This window comes from Aureispira anguillae (genome assembly GCF_026000115.1).
In the GTDB taxonomy this organism is placed as follows: Bacteria; Bacteroidota; Bacteroidia; order Chitinophagales; family Saprospiraceae; genus Aureispira; species Aureispira anguillae.
The window spans coordinates 2,254,464-2,279,714 of record NZ_AP026867.1 but is presented as its reverse complement, the minus strand read 5'-3'; the positions used below and the strand labels follow the sequence as shown (position 1 = coordinate 2,279,714).

The 25,251-nt window shown below is 36.7% G+C and carries 18 protein-coding genes; 12 read left to right on the top strand and 6 right to left on the bottom strand.

The features are described 5' to 3' along the window. The first annotated feature begins 51 nt into the window (after nt 1-51). Nucleotides 52-3,798, top strand: coding sequence for a cobaltochelatase subunit CobN (cobN, locus tag AsAng_RS08770; protein ID WP_264792395.1), 3,747 nt, complete (start codon nt 52-54; stop codon nt 3,796-3,798). Nucleotides 3,799-3,824: 26 nt separating this feature from the next. Here cobN and AsAng_RS08765 read toward each other — a convergent pair whose 3' ends face one another. Then, complete coding sequence (locus tag AsAng_RS08765) at nt 3,825-5,873, bottom strand: phospholipid carrier-dependent glycosyltransferase (protein WP_264792394.1); 2,049 nt, start codon at nt 5,871-5,873, stop codon at nt 3,825-3,827. A gap of 346 nt (nt 5,874-6,219) precedes the next feature. After that, nucleotides 6,220-6,777: an alpha-ribazole phosphatase gene (gene cobC / locus AsAng_RS08760; protein ID WP_264792393.1), complete on the bottom strand. Its 558-nt coding sequence runs from the start codon at nt 6,775-6,777 to the stop codon at nt 6,220-6,222. 168 nt (nt 6,778-6,945) lie between these two features. Here cobC and AsAng_RS08755 point away from each other — a divergent pair, with 168 nt between their 5' ends. Beyond that, nucleotides 6,946-7,866, top strand: a complete 921-nt coding sequence (locus AsAng_RS08755; RefSeq protein WP_264792392.1) for a T9SS type A sorting domain-containing protein — start codon at nt 6,946-6,948, stop codon at nt 7,864-7,866. Between the two features lie 39 nt (nt 7,867-7,905). On the opposite strand, the gene AsAng_RS08750 is transcribed toward AsAng_RS08755, so the two are convergent. Next, complete coding sequence (locus tag AsAng_RS08750; RefSeq protein ID WP_264792391.1) at nt 7,906-8,673, bottom strand: adenosylcobinamide-GDP ribazoletransferase; 768 nt, start codon at nt 8,671-8,673, stop codon at nt 7,906-7,908. Nucleotides 8,674-8,702: 29 nt separating this feature from the next. Beyond that, entirely contained in the window at nt 8,703-9,713 is a 1,011-nt protein-coding gene (cobT, locus tag AsAng_RS08745; protein WP_264792390.1) for a nicotinate-nucleotide--dimethylbenzimidazole phosphoribosyltransferase, read from the bottom strand. 260 nt (nt 9,714-9,973) lie between these two features. On the opposite strand from cobT, the gene AsAng_RS08740 reads away from it, so the two are divergent. The 6 genes from AsAng_RS08740 (at nt 9,974) to AsAng_RS08715 (ending at nt 16,260) form a co-directional block, all read left to right on the top strand. Further along, the gene (locus AsAng_RS08740; RefSeq protein ID WP_264792389.1) at nt 9,974-11,464 is read left to right on the top strand and encodes a cobyric acid synthase; all 1,491 of its coding nucleotides are present in this window, start codon (nt 9,974-9,976) and stop codon (nt 11,462-11,464) included. A 74-nt stretch (nt 11,465-11,538) separates the two neighbouring features. After that, entirely contained in the window at nt 11,539-12,558 is a 1,020-nt protein-coding gene (locus AsAng_RS08735) for a pyridoxal phosphate-dependent aminotransferase (RefSeq protein WP_264792388.1), read from the top strand. Continuing rightward, on the top strand, nt 12,546-13,484 hold the full coding sequence (gene cbiB / locus AsAng_RS08730; RefSeq protein ID WP_264792387.1) for an adenosylcobinamide-phosphate synthase CbiB: 939 nt from the start codon (nt 12,546-12,548) through the stop codon (nt 13,482-13,484). The genes AsAng_RS08735 and cbiB overlap by 13 nt, the downstream gene beginning before the upstream one ends. Before the next feature lie 14 nt (nt 13,485-13,498). Further along, nucleotides 13,499-14,050, top strand: coding sequence for an AAA family ATPase (locus tag AsAng_RS08725; protein WP_264792386.1), 552 nt, complete (start codon nt 13,499-13,501; stop codon nt 14,048-14,050). Between the two features lie 210 nt (nt 14,051-14,260). Next, nucleotides 14,261-15,739 carry a T9SS type A sorting domain-containing protein gene (locus AsAng_RS08720; RefSeq protein ID WP_264792385.1) on the top strand — a complete coding sequence of 493 codons (1,479 nt, stop codon included), beginning with the start codon at nt 14,261-14,263 and terminating at the stop codon, nt 15,737-15,739. A 101-nt stretch (nt 15,740-15,840) separates the two neighbouring features. After that, the gene (locus AsAng_RS08715; protein ID WP_264792384.1) at nt 15,841-16,260 is read left to right on the top strand and encodes a hypothetical protein; all 420 of its coding nucleotides are present in this window, start codon (nt 15,841-15,843) and stop codon (nt 16,258-16,260) included. Between the two features lie 72 nt (nt 16,261-16,332). On the opposite strand, the gene AsAng_RS08710 is transcribed toward AsAng_RS08715, so the two are convergent. Then, nucleotides 16,333-17,577: a pyridoxal phosphate-dependent decarboxylase family protein gene (locus AsAng_RS08710; RefSeq protein WP_264792383.1), complete on the bottom strand. Its 1,245-nt coding sequence runs from the start codon at nt 17,575-17,577 to the stop codon at nt 16,333-16,335. A gap of 113 nt (nt 17,578-17,690) precedes the next feature. Continuing rightward, nucleotides 17,691-19,502, bottom strand: a complete 1,812-nt coding sequence (locus AsAng_RS08705) for an ABC transporter ATP-binding protein (protein ID WP_264792382.1) — start codon at nt 19,500-19,502, stop codon at nt 17,691-17,693. Nucleotides 19,503-19,776: 274 nt separating this feature from the next. On the opposite strand from AsAng_RS08705, the gene AsAng_RS08700 reads away from it, so the two are divergent. The 4 genes from AsAng_RS08700 to AsAng_RS08685 all read left to right on the top strand — a co-directional run bounded on the left by AsAng_RS08700 (nt 19,777) and on the right by AsAng_RS08685 (nt 25,222). Next, a complete protein-coding gene (locus tag AsAng_RS08700) occupies nt 19,777-20,535 on the top strand; it encodes a Bax inhibitor-1/YccA family protein (protein ID WP_264792381.1) in 759 nt (252 codons plus the stop codon). Between the two features lie 135 nt (nt 20,536-20,670). Further along, nucleotides 20,671-21,066, top strand: coding sequence for an RNA-binding S4 domain-containing protein (locus AsAng_RS08695; protein ID WP_264792380.1), 396 nt, complete (start codon nt 20,671-20,673; stop codon nt 21,064-21,066). Nucleotides 21,067-21,264: 198 nt separating this feature from the next. Further along, on the top strand, nt 21,265-24,102 hold the full coding sequence (locus AsAng_RS08690; protein WP_264792379.1) for a gliding motility-associated C-terminal domain-containing protein: 2,838 nt from the start codon (nt 21,265-21,267) through the stop codon (nt 24,100-24,102). 205 nt (nt 24,103-24,307) lie between these two features. Then, nucleotides 24,308-25,222: a toxin-antitoxin system YwqK family antitoxin gene (locus tag AsAng_RS08685; protein ID WP_264792378.1), complete on the top strand. Its 915-nt coding sequence runs from the start codon at nt 24,308-24,310 to the stop codon at nt 25,220-25,222. Nucleotides 25,223-25,251: the final 29 nt, after the last annotated feature.

Here is a 25,251-nt window from a genome sequence, read left to right as displayed (position 1 = left end):
ATATGTAGCGTTTTATTATTTGCTTTACTAAAAGTATTAAAAACCAATAAAATGCACTTAATTTCTACAATACCAGGCGGATGGAACCCGAACGACGATGGCGTTTTTTATATAGAACAACAAGCTGGAGACCTTATATTTCTTTCTGCTGGAGATACTGAGATTAGTGCAGTGAATGAAGCTTATCGATCTTTGAATGTTGAGGGGGAATTACCTAGCTTGAGGTTAGCCAATTTAACGTACTTTAAGCAGGAATTAACCATTGATACTTATTTAGAAGAAGTAGCGTCCAAAGCCAAAGTAATCGTAATGCGTTTGCTTGGTGGAAAATCGTATTATTCTTATTTTTGCGAAGCAATAATAGCACTTTTGGAAGAAGCCGATATAGAACTCATTTTCTTGCCTGGGCACGACCAACCCGATTGGGAATTGATGCAACTTTCTACCATTCCCTTTACTTTGGTAGATGAAATTTGGAAATATTTTGTTGCGGGTGGAATTTTTAATGTTGAGCAAGCCTTAAAACTAATTTTTAATACCCAATTCGATTCCACTTATCCTATCCAACCCATTCGGAGTATTCCTCATTCCTTTTTGTATCATTACGAACAAGGCATTCTGAGTCCTCAATCCCAAGCAATACCTTCTATGCGCCCTGTTGCGCTTATCACCAGTTACCGAACACATTATCTATCCAATAATTTATTGCCCTTACAGGTTTTGTCTGAAATGTTAGCGCTAAAGGGGTTTTATCCTGTTGTTTTGATGGCCTTGAGTTATCGGGATAAAAGAATTAATGATACGATTTTAGAGTTGTTAAATGCCCATGACTTAGTGCCCCAAGTACTTATTAATACGACAGGTTTTGCATTGAGTTCGTTTGATGGTTCAGAGACTTCAACCTTTTTTGAATCTCTAAACATTCCTCTTATCCAAGCAATTTTTGCTTCTTGCAACAAAGCAACTTGGGAAGCTGGTCTTTTTGGCTTGCCTCCAACTGATGTTGCAATGAATATAGCGTTGCCAGAAATGGATGGTAAAATAATAACTACAGCCATTTCTTTTAAAGAATCAATGGGACGAGATGAGCAAACGGATTCAGAAATTGTTGCGTACCAGCCCCACAAAGAAGGCTGCCAATTTGTTGCTGACTTTGCTGCAAATTGGGTCAAACTAAGGCAAAAAAACGCCAAAGAAAAAAGAATTGCTCTAATCGTTCCTAATTATCCCAATAAAAATAGCCGTTTGGCAAATGGTGTGGGCTTGGATACTCCACAATCGGTGCTTGAAATTTTGAAAGCCTTAAAAGATAAAGGGTATGAATTGGGAACAAAAATTCCTCAAAATACAACGGAATTAATTGATGAGTTGACTTCTTTTATTACAAATGAAATCCACAGTTCACAATTAAAAGAAGCGCAAGTTTTATTGTCAGAAACGGACTTTTTACATCATTACGGACAACTTTCGCCCCTACTTCGATCAAAAATTGAGGAGCAATGGGGAGCTCCAACCTCTGCCGTAAATTACAGAAATGGATGGTTTTTAATTCCAGGGCTATGCCTAGGAAATATCTTTGTCTCCATTCAACCCAGCCGAGGGTACAATATGGATTTGCAAGCGACCTACCACTCTCCAGATTTGGTACCAACACAGGATTATTTAGCCTATTATTTTTGGGTGCAACACAAATTTAATGCAGATGCTGTTGTGCATGTAGGAAAACATGGTAATTTGGAATGGCTTCCAGGAAAAAGTGTAGCCCTAAGTGCTTCAAGTTGTTTTCCTGCTATGGTATTTGGAGCTATCCCACACTTTTATCCTTTTATTATTAATGATCCAGGGGAAGGAACACAAGCAAAACGAAGAAATCAAGCGATTATCTTGGATCATCTGATTCCTCCTATGACCCGTGCAGAAAACCACGGTGATTTATTGCAATTGGAATTGCTAATTGATGAATATTATGAAGCAGCGCTTTTAGACCCAAAGCGTGCCAATTTAATTAAAAATAAAATTGAAAATTTGGTACAAAGCTCTCACCTGAGCGTCGATTTAAATAGTGATGGAAAGGACATTGAAACATTATTGGAAGTTATTGATGGTTATCTTTGTGAATTGAAAGAGGCTCAAATTCGAGGAGGTTTGCATATTTTTGGACAAATGCCCAAAGGAGAAAAATTGAGCGACCTAATTTTGGCTTTACATCGATTGCCCCAAGCTAGGCAAATGGGACTTACCCAAGCATTAGCTAAAGATATGGGCTTGGACTTTGATCCTTTAGATACGGCCTATGAAACGGTGCTTAAAGTAACACTAAATGGCATGGACTGTAGAACTATCGGGCAAGCGGTGGAATGGTTAGAACTCAAAAGTAAATTGTTAATTGAAGCACTTTTGGAGGGGGAATTGGTAATGGATAGCCTAGGAAAATACACGCAACAAGTCCTAGTAAGTATTAAAGAAGAGACACTGCCCAAATTAAACGCAACTCAATCAGAAATAACCAACCTATTGAATGGTTTGGATGCTGGATATGTCCCATCAGGAGGATCGGGAGCTCCAACACGTGGACGTTTAGATATTCTACCAACAGGGCGTAACTTTTACTCTGTTGACATCCGAACAATACCCTCTCCCCATGCTTTTGAATTGGGCAAAAAAAGCGCCGATAATATCATTAGTCGGTATTTACAAGAAGAAGGGACTTATCCTACCTCTATTGGTATTTCCGTTTGGGGAACTTCTACCATGCGTACTGGTGGAGACGATATTTCACAGGCATTAGCATTAATTGGAGTGCGCCCTATTTGGCAAGGGGCAAATCGGAGGGTGATTGATTTCGAGATTATTTCAACCTTAGAACTCAAACGCCCAAGAGTTGATGTTTTGTTGAGAATATCTGGTTTTTTTAGGGATGCATTCCCCGATGTTATTTCTTTGTTTAATGCGGTGGTAGAACGGGTCGCTGAACTCGATGAATCGGATGAATTTAACCCCATCAAGGCACGTTACCAAAAAGAGAAAAAAGAGTGGTTAAAAAAAGGAATTGGAGCGGAAAAAGCAAAAGAACGAGCCTTATACAGGGTTTTTGGCTCTAAACCTGGCGCTTATGGTGCTGGTTTGCAGGGAGTGATTGACGAAAAAAATTGGCGGACCAAAGCGGATTTGGCAGAAGTGTATATGAATTGGAGCGGTTATGCTTATTTTGGAAATAAAAATGAAGGGCACTCTGCGCATGAGGTTTTCAAATCTAGGCTTTCTTCTATTGATATTGTCGTTCAAAACCAAGATAATCGAGAACATGATATTTTGGATTCAGACGATTATTACCAATTTCAAGGGGGAATGGCTGTAGCCGTTGAGCAAGAAAAAGGAAGCCCTAGTACGCTTTATTTTGGAGATCATTCCAGACCTGAAAACCCTAGAATTAAATCCTTAAAACAGGAATTACTTAAGGTCTATCGTTCAAGGGTTATTAACCCAAAATGGATCAAGGGAATGCAGGATCATGGTTACAAAGGGGCTTTTGAAATGGCTGCAACCATGGACTACTTATTTGCTTACGATGCTACAACGGAACTTATTGATGATTTTATGTACGAAGGAATGACTCAGGCTTATTTATTGGATGAAAACAATCAGAATTTTATCCGAACGCATAATAAATGGGCAATTCGAGATATGTCTGAACGAATGTTAGAAGCTATTCAGCGAGGAATGTGGCAAGCTCCTTCAGCAAAAACAACAGCAGCTTTAGAACAGCTGCTGTTGGATTCTATAGAAGATTTGGAATAATTAAAGCCTACATTTAGGCATTATTCCTATTTTAAGGCGGCTAATTGTTGTCGAATTTTTTGAGCTTGAGCTTGTTGACCCGATATTTCATACAAATGGATCAAGTTATAATAAGCTGATTTTTGTTTGGGGTTGATTCGAATCGCTCGTACTAAAAACTTTTCACTGTTTGTGAAATCCTTTTTGTGCAAATAACCCAAACCTAACAATTGGTTGGCAATCCAATCAGCAGGATATAACTCTAAATATGGCTTGGCGTACTGAATGGTTTCATCTCCTTTTTTGGAAATGGAATAAATATGAGCCAAACTCAGCCAAATATTAAAATTAGAGGGGTCCTTAGCATAAGCGTCTAAGAACAATTGATAAGCTTCGTCATACTTTTTTGCTTGCATAGCCATAAGCCCCTTATAAAAGGTGCGATCGGTTTGTTTTACTACATAAGCTATTCCACGTCCCTCTATTTCCTCTGCATAGAGTAAATCTTTGGGAGGAAAAACAAGGTCTCTAATTTTACGAGGTAAAAAAATCGTTGACATTACAGAGTAATCCCATTCGGTACTTTTCCAACTTTTTATACCTGTTTTAACGAATTCTACATTTAATGCTTTTGCATCAAAATACATATTTAGTGCATGGGCATTATTACTTGCAATTTTAATTTTTTTCGTTCTGTTTTTGTCCTTAAAAATGGGCTCGTTTTCGAGCAACCAATACACTCCTTTGGTAACAGCCAACTGTTGATAATCATTATCAAATTCATCATAGGCTTCATGGAATCCTCCTGCCAACTCGTTATAATAAGCATATTGATAACTGGGGTAAGTCAATTGCCAAATTAGCGTTTTTAAGATTAGTCCTCCAAAAATAAGGACAGCTAACCATTGAGCGACACTCTTTCGAAAAGGAAATACAACACTGCTAATAGCAAGCCCAGCGAGAATAACAAATGAAGGGTAAAAGAAGGTGATGTGTCTCCATCCATTATAGATGGTTTGTTTTGTATAAATAACAAAGCAAATAGGGAAAAGAGTTGTAAATAAGAAAAATAATAAGTGGGTTTTACTGATAAATTTTGATTTAAAAAACAAACTTAGAATCAGAGGGATTGAGAGCAATGTAAAAAGGGGTAAAGAAATTTGTAAAGATTTTAGTAAGTAGTTGGGGGGTAAATTGGTAGATCTGACCATATCTCCTTCAAAGAAAAGGGTGATAGACACAGGAAATTTAACCGCAACATTCAAGGCATCACTAACGTGACTAACTGGGTGCATCCAAAAATTGGGGTAAAAAAGAAGTCCCAAAAGGCAACCCAAAATAATCACTGCAGCGGGAAGTAAAATTAGTTTAATTTGTTGAGAACGTTCATGGGAAAAGAAAACTGTCCTAAATTCCTTCTCAAATATTAATTTTAATCCAAAGAAAATAAAAGGGTAAGTGGCCAACAAAAAGCCCCCTACTCTTGTTCCAACTGCTATGGCTATTCCCAAGCCTAAACCGATGGCATCCCCTCGTTTAAATTGCGGGTAGTTTCGGGCAAATCTTACGGTGTAATAACAGGTTATCGCAAAACCAAGCGCAAATGGGATGTCTTTACTGTTAAAGAGCATTTGCCCTACAATGGTAGGACTAGCCATCATCAATAGCGTTGTTACCGCTGCCGCCTTCCAGCCCGATAGTTCCTTGGCTGTTAATCCTGTAAATAATATAATTAAAATACCACAAATGGCTACTAAAAAGTGCCGAATATGATATTGTGTTGCAGGCGAACAAGAAGCCGTTACCGCTGCTGCTGTTGCTTCGAAAATGGCTCCGTAATATTTTTGATTTTTGTAAGGTTGACCATAGACTTTTAAATCAACAAAGGAAGTATCTTGCCCGAATGATTTATAATAGTTCAAGCAAGTTTTTCCATAGGCGTGGTCTATTGGTTCATCACTAGGTAATCCAATACCCAAGCTGCTACTGAGTATAAAAATAGAAGCCAAAATGAGAAGTATTCCAAAAACGAATTTAGGTAAATTGGAATGAGAAGAGGATGTTTCGGATTGGGTAAGGGGGTTATTTTTTGACATTTGTTTTTTATTTAGGAATATATTCGAAAACTTATTGTGATTGTCGAGGTAATTTTTATTAGTTAAAACGCTTTCTTATTGCATCTAAATTATGGATTTGCTCAACCAAATTAAATTTATATTGTATTCATCTAGTTTTTTATACAAAAAAAATTTTAGCAATAATACATTAAATTTCTTTTTTATTTAAAACAATTAAAATGAACTCTGTTTTTTGAAAGGCATTTGTATATATATATCTACTTATTAAGTAGTGTTTTATCGGTTTTAATAGATGATAATAAATTTTTAATTTTTTTTTTAAAAATATATTTTTGGCATTTTTAAATAGTTTTTATGCATTTATTTACATTGTTTTGATAGAATCGTAATCAGGATGCTCTCCCAAGTTAAAAACTAACACCCTGTTATAATCAACAGTGATTTTAAAGGTGTTTTTAAGTGGAATTGCTAATAAATAGGCCCAAATACAACGAATAACTCCCGCATGAGTTACGAGGAGCACTTTTTGATAAGAAGTAGCCCTCAGGCGATCCATAAAATTGGCTACTCGCTCGTAAAGCTGTTGCATGCTTTCCCCATTTGGGGGGCTATTGTGAACAAAGTCATCCATCCAAGTTTGGAGCTGTTCAGGATCTATTCGATCCCATGCTTGCAGTTCCCAGTCGCCAAAATTCATTTCTAATAAGGCATCTTCTATTAGCGGTTGATGACAGAAACGTTTAGCCAATAAATGACATCTAGACAAAGGACTCGTGATAACTGCATCTAGATCCAAGGGAATTTTTTTCTGTAAAAGATCTGCCTCCATTTGAAAAGAATCAAGAAGCTGTATCTCTGTTTGACCATAACAGATGCCCGTTTGGATATTTACTTTGGTATGGCGACTGACATATATTTGCATGAGCTATCCTTATATTTAAAATAAAAAAATGTAAATATATTGAAAACAATTAATTTTTGTACTATATTTATTCCTGTCCCCCTAAGCTGTTTTATAATGAATAGAATTTACCTTGGTAAGATCTAGATCTTGTAATGTATGGATAAGTTCTAAAAAAAACAGTATAACATGAAACACAGACTTGCTTTTATTTTTGTATTCGTTACGAATTTGTCTATACTATCCTTAGGGCAAACTTATGAAACTATTTTTGGTCAAAGTAGCACTCAATGGAATATTTCTTTTTGTCAATTGGATCAAGCTAGAGTTATTGAAAGAGTAGCATTTGAAGACACTACTATGTTTGGATCAAACTATAAGAAGGTGGGGACCAAACAAGGTAATACTATTTATCATAATGTTTCGCCAAGTGAAGCTGCTCACGGTTTTTTGCGAGAAGATACGACTTTAGGAAAAATTTGGTTCAGGGGAGCCAAAGGGGATGTTGTTGTTTGGGATACTGTAGAATATTTAGTTGCAGATATGTCTTTAACACTTGGAGATAGTTTCGTCGTTAATCTCCATCCATTTGGAGTTGGAGATACTACAGCAATAGTTGACTCTATCTATTATCAATCAGGGCTAAAACATATTCGGCTCAACTATGTTCCCTTTTTTGTTTGGGGGGGAAATAAGCTAACATTTATAGAAGGAATAGGAACCAATTATGGTTTTGCCTATATGCATTTGGGGACAATTCCTAATTTATGCCTTTGCCTCCAAAACTATAGTAAGGATAGCAACCTAGTTTACATTCACAATAGCTGTCCTATAACAAATAGTAGTACTAAAATAAAGGATCAGCCCAACCTTGAAGTAGCTGTATATCCGCACCCCATTACTCAACAAAGTGTCCTCCAATTTGATAATCATTCGCACTCAGAAGTTGCTTTGTTGTTATACAATTCAACGGGACAAGTCATCAATCAATACCACACAACTGGGAATTCTTTTACGCTCTCAAGCAAAATGCACAAGGGGCTGTGTTTTTATCAACTTAGGATCAATACTTTAAAAGTAGCGGAAGGCAAACTGTTATTTTTAGATTGATAAATCTAACTTAGACCATTCTGATAATGGTCTAAGTTATTATGACAGCGCCAAAATTGAAAGATAAAAGCAGACTTCTGTTACCTGTTGAACCGCTCCCAAACAATCTCCTGTATAGCCTCCAATCTGTTTTTTGAAATAATAGCCCAAGCCCATTCGACTCAAAAAGCTAACTAAAAAAGCAAACAGCATAATTGGGAATCTAGCCAATAAGAAGATCGGAACAACAAAGAGAAAACTATAACACAAATCCGACCCTAAAAAAGGTTGGTTTGTCACAGTGTGCACCTTGCTATTTTCTATATTTCTAACATAAGGATGAGTGTACATAAGAGACAGCGCAATAAAGCGACTTGTAGTATGAGCCCCCACCAAACTAACAACAGCTAAGTGATCATCCACTTTCGTCAGTTCTACCAATAGACTAAATTTCAACAACAATAAAAGACTCATACCAATCAAAGCATAGGCTCCAACAGTACTATCTTTCATTATTCTAAGAATGTTTTCCTTGCCCCAACCTCCACCAAAACCATCGCAAACATCAGCAAAACCATCCTCATGAAAAGCTCCTGTTAGCAAAACACTTGCGATCATGGATAAGATAACAGCAATAGATGGCGGAAATAGCAGCAAGCTCATATAAAGTATTGCTGCTGTAAAACTGCCAACTAGCCAGCCTACTAAACTCAAATATTTAGGAGAACGCTTGGAGTAACTTTCTTGATATTGATATGTTTTTGGAACGGGAATTCTGGTAAAAAACAACAATGCAGTAAGAAAATAGTTCCACTCTTTTTTTAGCATATTCTAACGGATTCTACATTCTTATCTAATTACAATGAATCTTTGTTTGAGACTCCTGCACTTTCAAAGCTTGCCATTTCATTTAGAAAAGTTACAGCACTTTCTAATAAGGGATAAGCTACGGCACAACCCGTACCTTCGCCAAGTCGCATACCTAATTTTAACAAGGGTTCAGCTTCTAAGTAATTCAGCAAATTTTTATGCCCGTGTTCATCCGATAAATGGCAAAAAACGGCATTGTCCTGAATCTTGGGATTAATTGTTTTGGCAACTAAAAAAGCATTGGTCGCAATAAAACCATCTACAAGAATGAGCATTTGTTGTTCGTAAGCAGCAAGCATAGCACCGCAGATTTGGGCAATTTCAAAACCACCAAAACTTTGCAAAACTTCGTAAGCATTGTTTAAGTTCGGGTGATTTTTTTGAGCTTCTTTTAAAATACGGATCTTTTGTTGCAATTGCTCGTCATCAACCCCTGTTCCTCTACCCACACATTCTTCTAGGGGCAATTGGCAAATGGTACTCATAATAAGAGCAGAAGCAGAAGTATTGGCAATTCCCATTTCTCCAAATCCAATGGTATTACATCCGCTAGCGGATAGTTTGTCCACTATCCTCCGACCATGATTTAAACAATCTTGGAGTTGTTCTGAGGACATTGCTTTGTTTTTTAAGAAGCTTTGGGTTCCATGTCCCACTTTTGCAGAAATCAACAAAGGGTGCTCAGGAAAGTCAAAATTAACACCAGCATCTACAATCTTTAAAGCGATGTTGTGCTGTTTGCAGAAGACGTTGATTGCAGCTCCTTCATTTAAAAAATTAAGCACCATCTGGTGAGTAACGGATGGTGGGTATGCGCTAACTCCCTCTTTAGCAACTCCGTGGTCGCCAGCAAAAACGACAATCGTTGGATGTTTTAAAACGGGAGATATTGTTTGTTGAACATTTCCAATTTTTAAGGCCAATGCTTCGAGTGTTCCTAAGGCACCAAGTGGTTTGGTTTTGGAATCAATTTTATGTTGAAGTTCTGTCGTTAACATAAGATAGTTTTTTAGTTTAAATGGGTATTCTTACTTGGCTAAAGGTACAAAGTATTTACGATTTTATGCCTGTAATTTCTTTTCAGTATAAATTGATTTATCTTTACGAGCGTAGTTTCTGAAAGGGTTCCTCATTATTCTTTTCGGCAACTTGTTTAAAATTTTAGAACAGAGACTATTTTTTACCATTTGGCTATTGCCTGCAAGCATTAAATTTATTAGAACCCATATAATATGCTCGCTAAAAAATTGTATTAGATATGAACAATCAACGCCCCATTATGTTTGTGGGTACTGCCTCTGACGTTGGAAAAAGCGTATTGTGCGCTGGTATTTGTCGTTTGTTAAAACAAGATGGTTATCATCCTGCCCCTTTCAAAGGGCAGAATATGTCCAATAATAGTTATGCAACACCTGATGGGCTTGAAATTGGGCGTGCTCAAGCGGTTCAAGCAGAAGCAGCACAGATTTTGCCTCAAACAGACATGAACCCAATCTTGTTAAAACCAAGCAGCAACCAAACTTCTCAGTTGGTCATTAACGGAAAACCATGTGGCAAACAATCTGCCTTTTCTTATTTCAAAAAAGATAATCGAGCAAAGCTCTTTGAAGTTGTCTTAGAAGCCTTCAATCGTTTGAATAAAAATTATGCTCCAATTGTTATTGAAGGAGCAGGAAGTATTTCGGAATTGAATCTCAAATCTAGAGACATTACTAATATGCGTTTGGCGATTGCTTGTGATGCTGCTACTTTTTTGGTGGCAGACATTGATAAAGGTGGTGTATTTGCTAGTGTTTATGGTTCTATAGCTTTGTTATCTCCTGAAGAAAAACAGCAAATCAAGGGGATTATTATCAATAAGTTTAGAGGCGATATTAGGCTTTTTGAAGATGGCAAAAAAATTATCGAGGAGTTGACAGGGATTCCTGTTGTTGGTGTAGTTCCTTATTTTAAGGACATTTATATCGAAGAAGAAGATGCGGTTTCTTTGGCCCAAAAATCAACGGTTAGTAAGAAAAATGCTATTAATATAGCAGTGGTATTATTGGAAAGAATTTCGAATTTCACCGACTTTAACCGACTGGAGCGAGATAGCAGAGTGCATTTATATTATTCGGATGTCCCCTCAGAAATAGAGCAAGCAGACATTATTATTTTGCCTGGTTCTAAAAATACAATTGCTGATTTAATTAATATCCGAAAAAAAGGTTTGGTGCGTAGTATTTATCAAGCTTACCAGAAGGGAAAAAAAATAATAGGAATCTGTGGTGGTTATCAAATGCTTGGTCAGAGTATCGAAGATCCTTATCAAGTAGAAGGAACGCAGCGTTCTATCCCAGGAATTGGCTTATTGCCCATTCAAACTGTAATGGAAAAAGAAAAAACAACCGTCCAATGTCAATTTAAATTCAAGGGGTTAAAGGACTGGTGTAAAGGATATGAAATCCACATGGGCGTTAGCACGCCTGTTGCTGGACTTCCCCAACCTTTGAACGAGTTAAAAAATGGAAAAAAAGAAGGATATTTTTTAAATCAAGCTTGTTGGGGAAGCTATATTCATGGCATTTTTGACAACCCTGCAATTATTGACGATTTGTTAGAAGGCTTAACTCATCAAAAAGAAACCCCTATTGACAGTGAACGGTTTAAAAATGAACAATTCGATAAATTAGCAACTGTGCTAAGGGAGTCTTTGGACATAGAATATATTAAGTCTACTATTTTTGATACTGTAAACCCCCATTGTTAGAATTGAACACCCTGATTTACCTAGGGCATTCAATTGAATGGTGTTAACAGGGGGATAAAATACAATATAATAACATGCTAAAAGGACACGGAGACGATCGATATTTATTTGATTGTGAAATAGTAGCAGATTTTAGTTCGAATGTTATTGCGAATCATTCGGTGCAAATTACGGAATCGTTAAAAGAAGCCTGTTGGCAATCTATTGAGCGATATCCTGATCCCAACGGGGAATGTTTGAGCAGAGCGTTAGCTAAATTTCACCATTTGGCAAAAGAACAAGTTTTGGTTTGCAATGGAGCAACGGAAGCTTTTTATTTATTGGCAAAGTATTTTGAGCAAAGTTCGGCAACGATATTTGTTCCAACCTTTTCAGAATATCAGGATGCTTGTCAGATTAATCACATCAAAACTCAGTTGCTGCCTTGGGATGCCTTAGAAAAAGGGATTCAAATCCAATCTAAAATAATCTTTATTTGCAATCCTAATAATCCAACGGGGCACAGCATTCCCTTGGATCAATTAGTAGCTCTTTTAAAAAATCATCCAGCTAGTTATTTAATCATTGATGAGGCTTATATCGAGTTTTCCGACCAATGCGAATCAGCTGTTGGTTTATTAAGCACGTATTCTAATTTGGTTGTTGTAAAATCACTGACTAAATCATTCGCCATTCCAGGACTTCGTTTGGGGTATATTCTAGGACAAGCGTCTCTTATTGCTGCGTTGGCAAAAAACAAGATGCCTTGGTCTACCAATTCTATTGCTTTAACAATAGGCTTGCATTTAATCAATCATTACGATCAGTTTATTTTTGATCAAAAAAAATTGCGTCAACAGACAGAACAGTTTAGACAAAAAGTAGATGCAATAGAAGGTCTAACAGCTCATCCTACCAGCACCAATTATTTTTTGCTAGAATTAACAAAAGGAAAGGCAGCTGATCTGAAGTTATTCTTGGTAGAACAATACGGCATATTGATTCGAGACGCTTCTAATTTTGAAGGTTTAAATGCTTTTTACTGTCGTTTAGCTTGCCAAACTGTGGAGAAAAATAATCTATTAATAAACGCATTAAAAAAATGGATGGATTGAGTTTTATCATACCCTTAATTTTAGGCTATTTATTAGATTTGCTCTTGGGAGATCCTAGGTGGCTACCACATCCTATACGGTGGTTTGGGCAATCAATTAGTGTTGGGGAACGAATGTTAAACAAAGGAAACTATAGAAAAGCCAAAGGAGCCTTTCTTAGCTTGACGCTTATTGGAGGGACTTTTTTTGTTTTTTATGCATTAATGCTTGGGCTTTCAAGTTATCCATTACTCCATGGTATAACGGCTACTATATTTGTCTTCTATGGCTTGGCTAATAAATCCTTAATTGAAGAAGGTGAAGCTGTAATTGAAGCATTAGAACAGAAAGGTGTAGAAGCTGGGCGCAAACGTTTGGCTTGGATCGTAGGAAGAGATGTCAGCCAGCTTTCTGAGAATAAAATACGCATTGCTGTTTTAGAAACCTTGTCCGAAAATTTGAGTGATGGAGTCGTTGCACCCTTGTTTTTCTATGCAATAGGAGGCGTACCAGGAATTATGGCTTACAAAATGACAAATACCTTAGATTCTATGATTGCTTATAAATCAGCTAAGTACTTGGACTTTGGGCATTTTGCAGCCAAAATAGACGATTATGCAAATTTTATCCCTGCACGAATTACGGCTATATTGATTGCTTTAGTCAACTGGAATTTTTCTTCTTGGAAATTCATCTGGAAATATGGTGCCGCACATGCTAGCCCCAATGCGGGATACCCAGAGGCAGCTTTAGCTGGTGTTTTAGATTGCCAATTTGGTGGCCCCAATTACTACAAAGGAAAACTCGTTGAAAAACCCTACATTGGCCATCATGCTAGGCTGCTCCAGCCTAACGATATGAAAATAACGGTTCGAACCAATCATTTGGTTACGTTGGTAAGCTTAGTGATGATCCTCTGCCTGTATTTTTGGGGTATTGTTTGTTGAAAATAGTATACAAAATGAATTTTATCATTACGGGTTGTGCTAGTGCAGGCAAAACTACCTTAATTAATTATCTCGCTGAATTGGGCTATCTCTGTCATGAAGAAGTATCCAGAAAGGTGATTAAAAAACAATTGCTCCAAGAAAGCTCAGCTGTCCCTTGGGAGGACACAGAGCAATTTTGTCATTTGGTATTTAAAGAAATGGCTAAAATCCCTCTGCCATTATCTAAATCCCCCTGTTTTATGGATCGTGGATTGCCTGATTTAATTGCTTATCTAAAAGCGGTTGATGCTGCTGTCCCGCCCGAATATTACGCAGCATTAAAAAATGCCAATTATGCCCCTATTGCTTTTTTACTAGAACCTAACCAAGCAATCTACGTTAACGATAGCGAACGACAAGAGAGTTACGAAGAGGCTGTTTTTTTCTTTAATGCTATAAAAAAAACGTATCAACTATTAGGTTTTAAACTCTATTCCATTCCTCTAATGCCAGTTGGTCTACGGGCAAAATTTGTTCTAAAAATCATAGAACTAAGTTCTTCTTCTAAATATATAAGTTGTTAGCTATTAATGGAATAATGCTTTCCATTTTTAGGAAAGTAGTTCAAAAATAAAATATTTTATATATTTTATAATATAAAAATATTTAATAATCAGTAGGTTGTGCAATGGTGTTTTGTTTGATAAAAAAACAATAAATGGGAAACTTTATTTTGAAAAACCCAATTATTTTGAAATAAAATATTTATTAAGTTTTTTTTAAAACACAAAAGTATGCCTAAAATTTATACACTTGTCCTACTATTCCTATCCATCTATCAACTTAATGCACAAGGCTCTTTAAAGTGGGTGGTAGAAGGTTCGCTCCATAGTTCTTCATCTACTGGCGGAATAACTTATTCTTTTCAGGAAACGAGCATCAATAATGTTAATTATACTGAGGGAACAGATCCCTTTTTGTGGGGGTATTTAATTACGACCACAAGTGCTGGGGTTTCTGATACAGTAGATTTTGAAGTCTTGGTAGAAAGCAGTTCTATTAGTGGAACTGGAAATCAGCAACTCACCATTTACGATTCCGATAGTACAATGGATCTGCAAACACATTTTAATTCGACTCCTTTAAATCAATTTATTCGATTACAATTTAATATTTTTAAATACGGGACTCGAACAAATTTAGACTACAGTCCAGGATCGGGTGGAATCCCAAGAAAAGCATCCATTGGTTTTTCTGCGCCTAATTCAAATATAACGGGAGTAGGTAGGTTACATGCCGCAGAGGTCTATTATATTGAAGATTTGTTATCTACTAACCCCGTACCTTGTGAGGTGGTTGATAACTGTGATCAGATAGATACCGTGATTCTAGGGCAGAACCATTCTGATTTTGTCATTGGAGCAGAAGATATTAATCAAAGTTCGTTAACTACTGCCAAATCAAATATGACCTACCCATACGATATAAATGGGGGGAGAACTTATATACATGCAATGGAAGCACAAAATACCTGTGATAATAACAATAATAACCAACTACAAGTCGATGAAGCTAGCTACAATGTCTATTTTCCACCAATGTCTTCTTTTATTGTAGGAAGGCAAGATATTGCTAAATCATCTGCCAATACAGGGATAAAAAGTGCTATGGGTTTCTCTTTATCTTCGTCTTTTAATCCAAGTGTTTTCCCAATTGAACTCAATCATTGGCAGGCAAAAGTAGTGCGCAACAATAATGTTCAATTAAATTGGGTAACCGCTTCAGAAATCAACAATGCTTTATTTGAAATAGAACATGCCTTGCCTACTTCGGGAGTTCCCAACTTCCAAGTGATTGGAACGATAGAGGGAGCGGGCACAACAAACCTTGCTCAATATTATGACTACAAGGTGTCTAATTTGACCAATGGAGTACATTATTTTAGGCTTAAGCAAATTGATTTTGATGGGACAACAACTTACAGTCCAATTAAAGCAGCAACAATAAAAGGAATAGAACAGACCATGTCTGTCTATCCAACTTCTTTAACTAGTTCGACTTCAAGTTTGTTTGTAAAAGTAAATCTAGAAGGAAGCCATCAAGTAAGAATTTATAACTTAATGGGGGCAGTAATAGAATCTTTTACTAGTAATTTCTCGGCTAAGCAGTATAATGAATTAAAAATAGATGCCGCTAAATATGAGACTGGGATTTATTTTATTCAGGTAGCAAACGAAGGAGAAGGTTTTGTTCAAAAAATCAGAATTGAGTAACTTATGCCATTATTATTTTGCTCCAAGATAGGGTATTTGTTTTCTCATACGGTATTATCATGACACTTATCTCATTTCTAAATAAGTTTAAATTGATAAACATGAAATTATTTTATCTGATTGGAGCATTCTTTTTATTGGTTAGTTGCGATCCTTCTGTTACCTATACCAAAGTAATCGAAAATAACAGCGATCACGACATTTGGTTGATCAATAGAGATAGTACGCTCTCTTGTGTAGAGTTACGTGACAGCGTTTTATTGTCTAGCCATTCTATTTTTGAATTACACATAGAATCGGACATAGGGGGCTCTTTGAGGTCTTATGAATCTTGCCCTTTGTCTGTGTCAGAATGGATTTGCCCAATTGATACCATTGATACAAGAATTGACGGAATTGATTCCTTAAACGTTGCTTTTACCATCGAGGAAAATTCTAATTGGCAATACAGCATTACCAAACCTGGTCAAAACGGGAAGTGTGAGTGTAGACTTGTCATTAATCAGGGAGATATAAACTAAGAAATATAAAGGTTGATAATTTGAAGGCCTATGGAAGTGTCAGTGCCTTCAAATTATCAAACCAATAAAACGTTACTGAAGTTCTGGGGTTAACTTTTTGATGTCTTCAATTAAAAGCATCAGTTTTTCAATAGTAACATGTTCCATAATTACAATTTTGAACCATTGAGCTGCGGAGTGATTATCGGGAACTAAGCCAAATTTAGAAGCTGTCTTTTCATCGATGCACTCACTCTTAATGGTAATAATATTAGATTTAGGATGTCTATAATAACCAATATTTAACTGTTCTAATTGTTGACACATCCATGCGGTTCTTTTCTGTAGAATAAAAATCTTTTCTTGCCATCCAAAGGGACCATTTTTCATTAAAATCATCCAAACAGCCACTGCATTTGCTCCTGATCGACTACCAATTAGAGTATAGTCTTCTCCTTCTACATAGCTTGCTTCTTGGGTGTTGGCATTTTCCATATAGCCTTTTCGAATCAAAAATATCCCCGTTCCATAAGGAGCTTGTGCCATTTTGTGGGCGTCTAATGTAAAGGAAGATATATGAGGATTTTGGAAGGTCAATTGATTATCCTGCTCTGAAAAAGGATAATAAAAGCCGCCATAAGCACCATCTATATGAATTTTAAAATGACAATTTAATTCCTCCAAAGCCTCTATATATAGATTGATAGGATCTATAGAGCCAAACATTGTTGTCATCATATTGGAAACGACAATAAAATGTTTTTTTCCATTTTGTTGAGCGTTGAGGATAGCTTCCTTAATGGTTGCCTTATTGATGGTTCTAGTATCCTGCTCAACCGCTACTTTAAAAATATCTATCGCCAATAAATTGGCAGCTTTGTCCATTGAATAATGGCTGTCCTCACTACACAGAATGCAAATTTCTTCTCGTTTTGCAGAAAATTGACCACAAAAGTAATTTCTATAGATCCATATTGCTTGAATATTTGCTTCTGTTCCTCCAGAGGCAACGTAACCATCTTGGGCATTAGGCTCACCTTTTAGAATGTCAACAGCACAAAGCTCTATCAACTCTTGTTCTATCGTTTGCGTTCCTTGAAAAAAAGATTCTGATTTCCCCAAGGTATGGCAACCAATATGGTTAGGATTTTGGATCAAGGTTGAAATAAAAGGAGCATCCTTTACAAAAGAGGCATCCTGATTAAAAACCTTTTCGTCCAAGTAGGAAGCAGGAACCCCAAGGATGGGGTGTTTGTCATAATTAATGTTGTTTTCAAGAGCTTTAAAAATTCTTGATTTCATTTCTTCTTCGGATTGCTTTCGCCAATACTTATTCATTAATCGTCTTTTTCTATTCTGATAAATATAGTATTTGATTAGGGGAGCGAAATTAGTCTAATTTATCGATTAAACTGCTATTTGAAGAATAGTTTTACAACTTGGTAATCTATTTAATCATTTAACTGCATTCTTTTTTTTATATCTTCAATTTCTCCTTTTGGAATTGCTGAAATTAGTTTTTGAGTATAACTTTTTTTAGGATTGGAGTAAATATTGTCTGCCGCATCCATTTCTTCTATTTTTCCATTGTTCATTACAATCATCCGATCGCTCATAAATTTAACAACCGATAAGTCATGAGAAATAAAAATGTACGTAAAGTTAAATTTATGCCGCAAATCAAGGAGTAGATTGAGCACCTGCGCCTGAACCGAAACATCTAAGGCAGAAACAGATTCATCACAAATAATAAATCGGGGTTGCAAAGCTAAGGCACGAGCAATGCAGATTCGTTGGCGTTGTCCACCAGAAAATTCATGCGGATAACGGCTAAAGTGGCGCCCTTCTAAACTTACTGTTTCTAATAACTCTATCACCTTCGCCTTTCGTTCTTCGTCGTTTGCCAATAGACCGTGTACACGCATCGGTTCCATGATGGCATTTCCGATCGTCATTCTAGGATTTAAAGAAGAATAAGGGTCTTGAAAGATAATTTGTACGTCTTTTCGAATCTTTTTAAGCTCTTTGGGAGTCATGGTAAGGATATCCTTCCCTTCGAAAAATACTTGCCCAGCAGTAGCTTCTGTCAAACGCAAAATAGTCCGACCTAGGGTAGTTTTGCCACAGCCAGATTCGCCAACAAGTCCTAATGTTTCCCCTGGATAAACCTTAAAATCAACTCCATCTACAGCTTTTACCCACTGAGTAGTTTTACCCCAGAAATTTTTTGCAGCAGGGAAATAAGTTTTTAATCCTTTTATTTCGAGAATGGGCGTTTTTCGTTTTAATTCATCCAAACGCTCCTTGGTTTGGTTAGGGGTTATCTTAAATTGGTTAACCACTCCCTCAATAGAAACATCTTTGGCTGTAATGACTCTGTTTTCATGCTCATCTACCGTTACATCCATAAAGTCATTCACAACAGGAAGCTGACTCATTCTAAAGCTCAAAGGAGGACGACAAGCCAACAAGCTTTTCGTATAAGGGTGTTTGGGTTCTGTAAAAATATCCAATACATTACCTTCTTCTACAATATGTCCTTTGTACATTACAATCACTCGATCTGCTATTTCTGCAATAACGCCCAAATCGTGTGTAATAAATATAATAGAGGCATCAATCTCTTTGCGAAGATCGTCCATTAATTCCAATATTGTCTTTTGTACGGTAACATCTAGTGCCGTTGTTGGTTCGTCTGCTACTAAAACATTGGGATTGCAAGATAATGCCATTGCAATCATAACTCGTTGCTTTTGCCCACCAGAGAGTTGATGAGGGTAGGCTTCAAAAACACGTTGAGGATCGGGCAATTTTACTTTTTCAAATAACTCTAACGTTAACTTTTTAGCATCTGATTTGTTGCCATCTTGATGTAGTAAAATTGTCTCCATCACCTGATCGCCACAAGTGTATACAGGATTTAAAGAAGTCATTGGCTCTTGAAAAATCATGGAAATTTCATTTCCTCGATAAGAACGCATTTCTTTCTTGCTTACTTTAACCAAGTCGATCACTTCGCCATTAGAACGATGGTAGAGTATTTCTCCACCTTCTATATAGCCAGGAGGGCTAGAAATTAGGCGCATAATAGATAGGCAGGTAACCGATTTTCCTGAGCCAGATTCACCAACAATGCCAACTGTTTCTCCTCTATAAATAGTAAAACTAACATCATCAACAGCTTTGGCTATACCGCTATCTGTTTTGAAATAGGTTTTTAGATTGCGGACTTCTAACAACACTTTACGATCTTTCGCTTCCATATACTGACTAATTTGAATTTATTGGACTGAAGACTATGATGGCTTAAATATAGGCGTATTTTTTAGGAATACAAAACCTTCCATTCCTCTTGCTTGGTCTTTCTAGTGCAACAGAACACTTTGTCTCTACCAATGAGAGCCAAATTTTATAAAATAAGTTTTTTTGTTAAAAAGCGGCATTGTAGGAAACCTTTTTGTTGTAATTTTTATTATATTAGCGTTATTATTTTATTCTAACTTTAGAAACCCTTTAAAAAATTAAAAACACAAAATTATGTCTAATAATCGATTTATGTCATCTTCTAATCCGCTCATTGGCGATAAACAATTTGCTAAAAGTGCCTCACTTGGCATTAGCAAGGAGTCTGGAGTAATGACTGTTCAAGGTGCCGTTAATAAGTCATTTATACTAACGGGTATCTTATTAGTTTCTGCGATTGTTGTTGGATATGTATTGCCTTTTTCTATGCCGTTGTTTTATGGTAGTATGTTTATCGGATTGGGCTTGTCAATCGCTTCATTTATGAAACCAACTTGGGCACCTATCACAGCTCCACTATATGCAGTAGTAGAAGGTGTTTTTGTAGGATCTGTATCTTATTTATTTGCAGGGGCATTAGGGGCAGGAATTGTTATGAATGCTTTGCTCTTAACGATTTTATGTTTGGCTTCTATGCTGATTGCCTACAAAACAGGGTTGATCAAAGCCACTAAAAAATTCCGTTCTATCATTACCACTGCTACAGGAGCAATTATGATGATTTATTTGCTTAGCATGGTATTGAATATGTTTGGTATTCAAATTCCTTACTTACACGAAGGTGGAATGATTGGAATTGGTATCAGTGTATTTATCATTGGTATTGCTTCTTTAAATCTAATCCTTGATTTTGACAATATAGAAAAGGGCGCTCAAGCAGGTGCTCCTAAATATATGGAATGGGTTTGTAGCCTAGGTCTTTTAATTACACTAGTTTGGATTTATCTTGAAATCTTGCGTTTGTTGGCAATTGTTGCGAGCAGTAGTGACTAGGACATTCCCTAAAATTATAGATATAAACCTGCTAGTGTAATTTTCATTCTAGCAGGTTTATTTTTTGAAGGGGTAGCCTAAAATAATTGTATCAAATTTATTTTGCTGCTTCTTTTAATTCAATTAAAATTTAAAATGGCATCGAATTTAGATAAAGTACGAGTAGACAAATGGCTTTGGGCAGTTCGAATATTCAAAAGTCGTACCTTGGCCACCAATGCTTGCAAAAGCAATAAAGTTACTTTGGATGGTACTCCATTAAAACCTTCTTATTCTATTGAGCGAGGAATGACTTTAGAAGTAAAAAAAGAAGGGTATAACATGGTTTTTAAAGTAGTGGATTTACTAGAAAAACGTGTTTCTGCAAAACTAGCAGAGCCTTGTTATGAAAATTTGACCCCAGAGGAAGAATTGAATAAATTTAAAGACTGGTATTTGTTTAATAGTGGGAATCTCGAAGTTCGAGAAAAAGGATTGGGGCGCCCAACCAAAAAAGATAGAAGAAAGATCGATCGGTTTAAAGATTCTTAAAGCTTGTTCTTCCAACTAATCGTTAAAATTAGAATCTTTTACAACCACAGACCAACTAACTTTACCAAAATAGAGTTTATAATATAGTATAGCCGTCTCAAACAATCGATTTGTAATCCTTGAGTTTGGGGCGGTTTTTGTAGTAGCTTTGTATTAAAGTGCTAGTAAGAATTGACATTCATTCAACGGGATATTACAATGGAAAGACAGCTTAGTTTATTATTATTTCTTCTCACCATATTACCAGTTTCTCTTTGGGCTACCCATAACCGATCAGGAGAAATGACCTATCGCCAAATTGGGCAAAATACAATTGAATTAACCATCACTACTTATACAAAAGTAAGTGGTCAAAGTGCGCAAGCAGATAGAGATCGTTTGACCGTTGATTGGGGGGATGGTTCTCCAGAGGAAGAGATTTTAAGAACGAACATGACGATGGTGTTTAATGACATCCAAGAGAACATCTATGTTGGCGTTCATGCTTATCCTGGTGCGAATCCTGTTCCAGGGCAGCCTTATGTAATTTCTATGCAAGACCCCAATCGAAATGATAATATTTTGAACATTAATGGAGGAGCTTCTATCAATGTCCAATTCTTTCTTCAAACAGAGGTGTTTTTATTTAATCCTTCCTTTTTTGGTTACAATAGTTCGCCCATTTTATTAGAAAAACCTGTTGATTTTGGAGTTGTCGGACAGGTTTTCCAGCATACGCCCAATGGCTATGATCCCGATGGAGATAGCATTGCCTATGAACTAATCACACCTATGCAAGATCGAGGGGTAACAGTACCAGGTTATCAACAGGTAACGGATATATCTCCAGGGGCAAACAATCAATATTCTTTTGACGTTCATACAGGGTTATTTACTTGGAATGCTCCTCGAAAGGAAGGGGAATATAACATTGCTATTCTTGTTAAATCTTATCGAAATGGTCAATATCTAGGGGGAATTGTAAGAGATATTCAAATAAAAATAGAAAATGCCATTAATCGCCCTCCCGAACTGGAAGTTGTTTCAGAAATATGTGTAGAAGCTGGAGAATTGGTTGAATTTGATGTAGAAGCATGGGATCAAGACCTCCCGCTCCAATTGGTTACCTTGACAGCAACAGGAGGTCCATTAGCATCAACAATTACATCTCCTGCAACATTCTCGAATGTTACGGGTACTGCTCCTGTAGGTTTTCCGTTGACCAGTACTTTTCGTTGGCAAACCGTTTGTGAGCATGTCCAAAAACAGCCTTGGCAAGTGGTATTTAAAGCTAAAGACGATTATTCCCAAGGAGGGGTCAACGCTTCTTTGGCAACCTTTAAGGTGGTTAGAATAAAAGTAATAGCGCCGCCTCCTCAAAATTTACAAGCAACAGTCGGAACCAATTCTGCAACATTAACTTGGGATGCGCCTTATGTTTGTGAGAATGCAGTTAACTTTTTTGGTTTTACAGTGTGGCGAAAAATAGGTTGTGATAATTTTGAGCCCGACACCTGTGAGATAGGTTTAGACGGGCATGGTTACAGCCAGATTAACACAGGGTATATTACAACTGCAACTGGGGGAAGTTATACTTATATTGATAACAGCATTCAGAATGGAACCTCTTATAGTTATAGAATTCTAGGTGAATTTGCAACGCCCATTTATTATAATGGCACGATAACTAATTATCACAGCCCTGTTTCGGGGAAAACATCAGATGAAGTATGCATAGAAACAAGGGAAGATTTACCAGCTCTTATCAATGTGGATGTTAATGCGACTAGCACTACTGCTGGAGAAATATTTGTGCGCTGGACGAAACCCATTGCAACGGAATTAGACACCATAATGAATCCGCCTCCCTACCGTTATGAATTGTATCAATCGGATGACATGGCAGGAAACAACTTTAGTACTGTTCCTATTTTTTCTTCACCAACCTACAGTGCTTTCTATTTGGCTAACGATACTTTTTTTACCGCTTTAGGTTTGAATACCGAGAATACACCATATAGTTATCGGGTGATGTTTTTTGCAGGGACAGATACCATTGGAACAACAAAAAGTGCTTCTTCTATTTTCCTAAATGTGGCATCTACCAACCAACAAAATAATCTCTCTTGGTCAGAAATGGTTCCATGGCAAAACTCAGCTTATGTAGTTTATCAAGAAGTTCCTTTGGGGAGCAATAGCTATATAATTTTAGATACCGTCACTACAGCAACCTACCAGCACAGAGGGCTTGTTAATGGCGAGAATTATTGTTATAGGGTAATGAGTATTGGTTCATACAATACAAATAACACCCCCGATTCTTTGTTTAATAAATCGCAAAAAGCTTGTGGAACTCCCTTGGATACGATTGCTCCTTGTCCACCTAATGCTTCAGCTATTATAGCTATTTCTAGTTGCAATACGCTTCAAGATGATGCCAATAATCCAGATCGGTTACCTTGCCAAGGGACTATAACAGACCCAGATTTTTTATACAACCAAATTACTTGGTCAAACAATATGGATTCTTGTGCGAACGATGTTGCGAGCTTCAAGGTTTATTTTGCGCCATATTGCGATGGTAATTATACACTAGTCTATGAATCGCAAGGATTGACAGATACGTCATTTACTCATGTGCCTTCACCAACAAATCTAGCAGGTTGTTATTACATTACTTCTATTGACTCCATTGAAGTAAATGGTGGAGGGAACGAAAGCGATCCTAGTACCTTAATCCGAACAGATAATTGCCCGTTTTACGATTTGCCCAATACATTTACTCCTAATGGAGATGGAGCGAATGATCTTTTTAAACCTTGCCTGTTATACCGATACATAAATAAGGTAAGATTTAAAGTAACCAATCGTTGGGGACAAGTTGTTTTCGAAACGGAGGATCCTGAGATCAATTGGGATGGGAAAGATCAAAACACAGGACAAGATTTACCTGAAGGGGTTTATTTTTATACCTGTGGTGTGGAACAAAATTGTATGTCTTGCGAGGCTATAAAACCACTAAAAGGTTATATTCACATTATAAGGTCAAACAATTAAAATAGAGGTATTTATCCGAAAAAGCTCGATTTATAGGGAAAAAACGTCCTTTCACGGAAGTAAAAATTGGTCTTATTTATTTTTTTTCAAAAAAATGTTAATTTTGTTCTTATTCAACTGTCCCTACAAACCAATTTACGAGCAAATTCCCTTTATAATGAGAATATTCACTACGATTTTTTGTACTCTACTCTTTTTTCAGTCAATGTCCCAAGATATAAAAAAAGAATTTTATGACGATGGAACGACTAAATCTGAGGGGGCGTATAGTTCTGCGAAGTTTAAAACAGGTCTTTGGAAGTACTATTATGCCAATGGAAAGTTAGAAGCAGAAGGTACTTACAATGGAAAAGAAGCAGGAAAAACAATCCATGTAATCCGAAAAGGAAAAAAATCTGCCATTGATGATAAGTCTTCTGTTCGCAATGGAAAATGGACATTTTACTATAGCAATGGTCAAAAGAAAGGTACCATAACCTACAAAGATGGTTGCCCAGAGGGATTGCTTACCAAATGGTACAAATCTGGTGAGAAGATGGAAGAAACCCAATATGTAGAGTGTAAGCCAATGGGGAATAAGAAAATTTGGGCTAAGGAAGGTTGGCTAAAGTACGAAACCATTAACGAGGGCAATGGTCGTTCTATGGAAATAGAATGGTATGCTAGCGGACAAAAAAAATCTGCTATCCCTTATAAAAATGGACAGCAATATGGGCGTGTTAAACGCTGGTATGAGAATGGGCAAAAGGAAGAAGATGTAATGATGAAAAACACAAGAGTACACGGTTCTTATCGCTCTTGGTATTCTAACGGGAATAAACAACGGGAATTTTTCTCTATTAATAATGTGATGAGCGGCGAATATAGAGAATGGACAGAGGAAGGAAAGTTGTTATGGGAAATAATTGAATTAACAGACGATAAAAAAATATCGATTAAAAATTATTGGCCCAACGGTCAAGTAAAAGTACAGGGAAAATCGACTATGCCCCAATCGTTAAGTATACATCAATGGTCTCAAACAAGAGTAGGCTATTGGACTTATTGGTATAAAGATGGCACCGTAACTAAATCCGAAAAATATTCAAATGGTCAGTTGTTGACGGTTGAAATGCCATAAATAAATAACTTTAGGAGTTATTTTCAAGA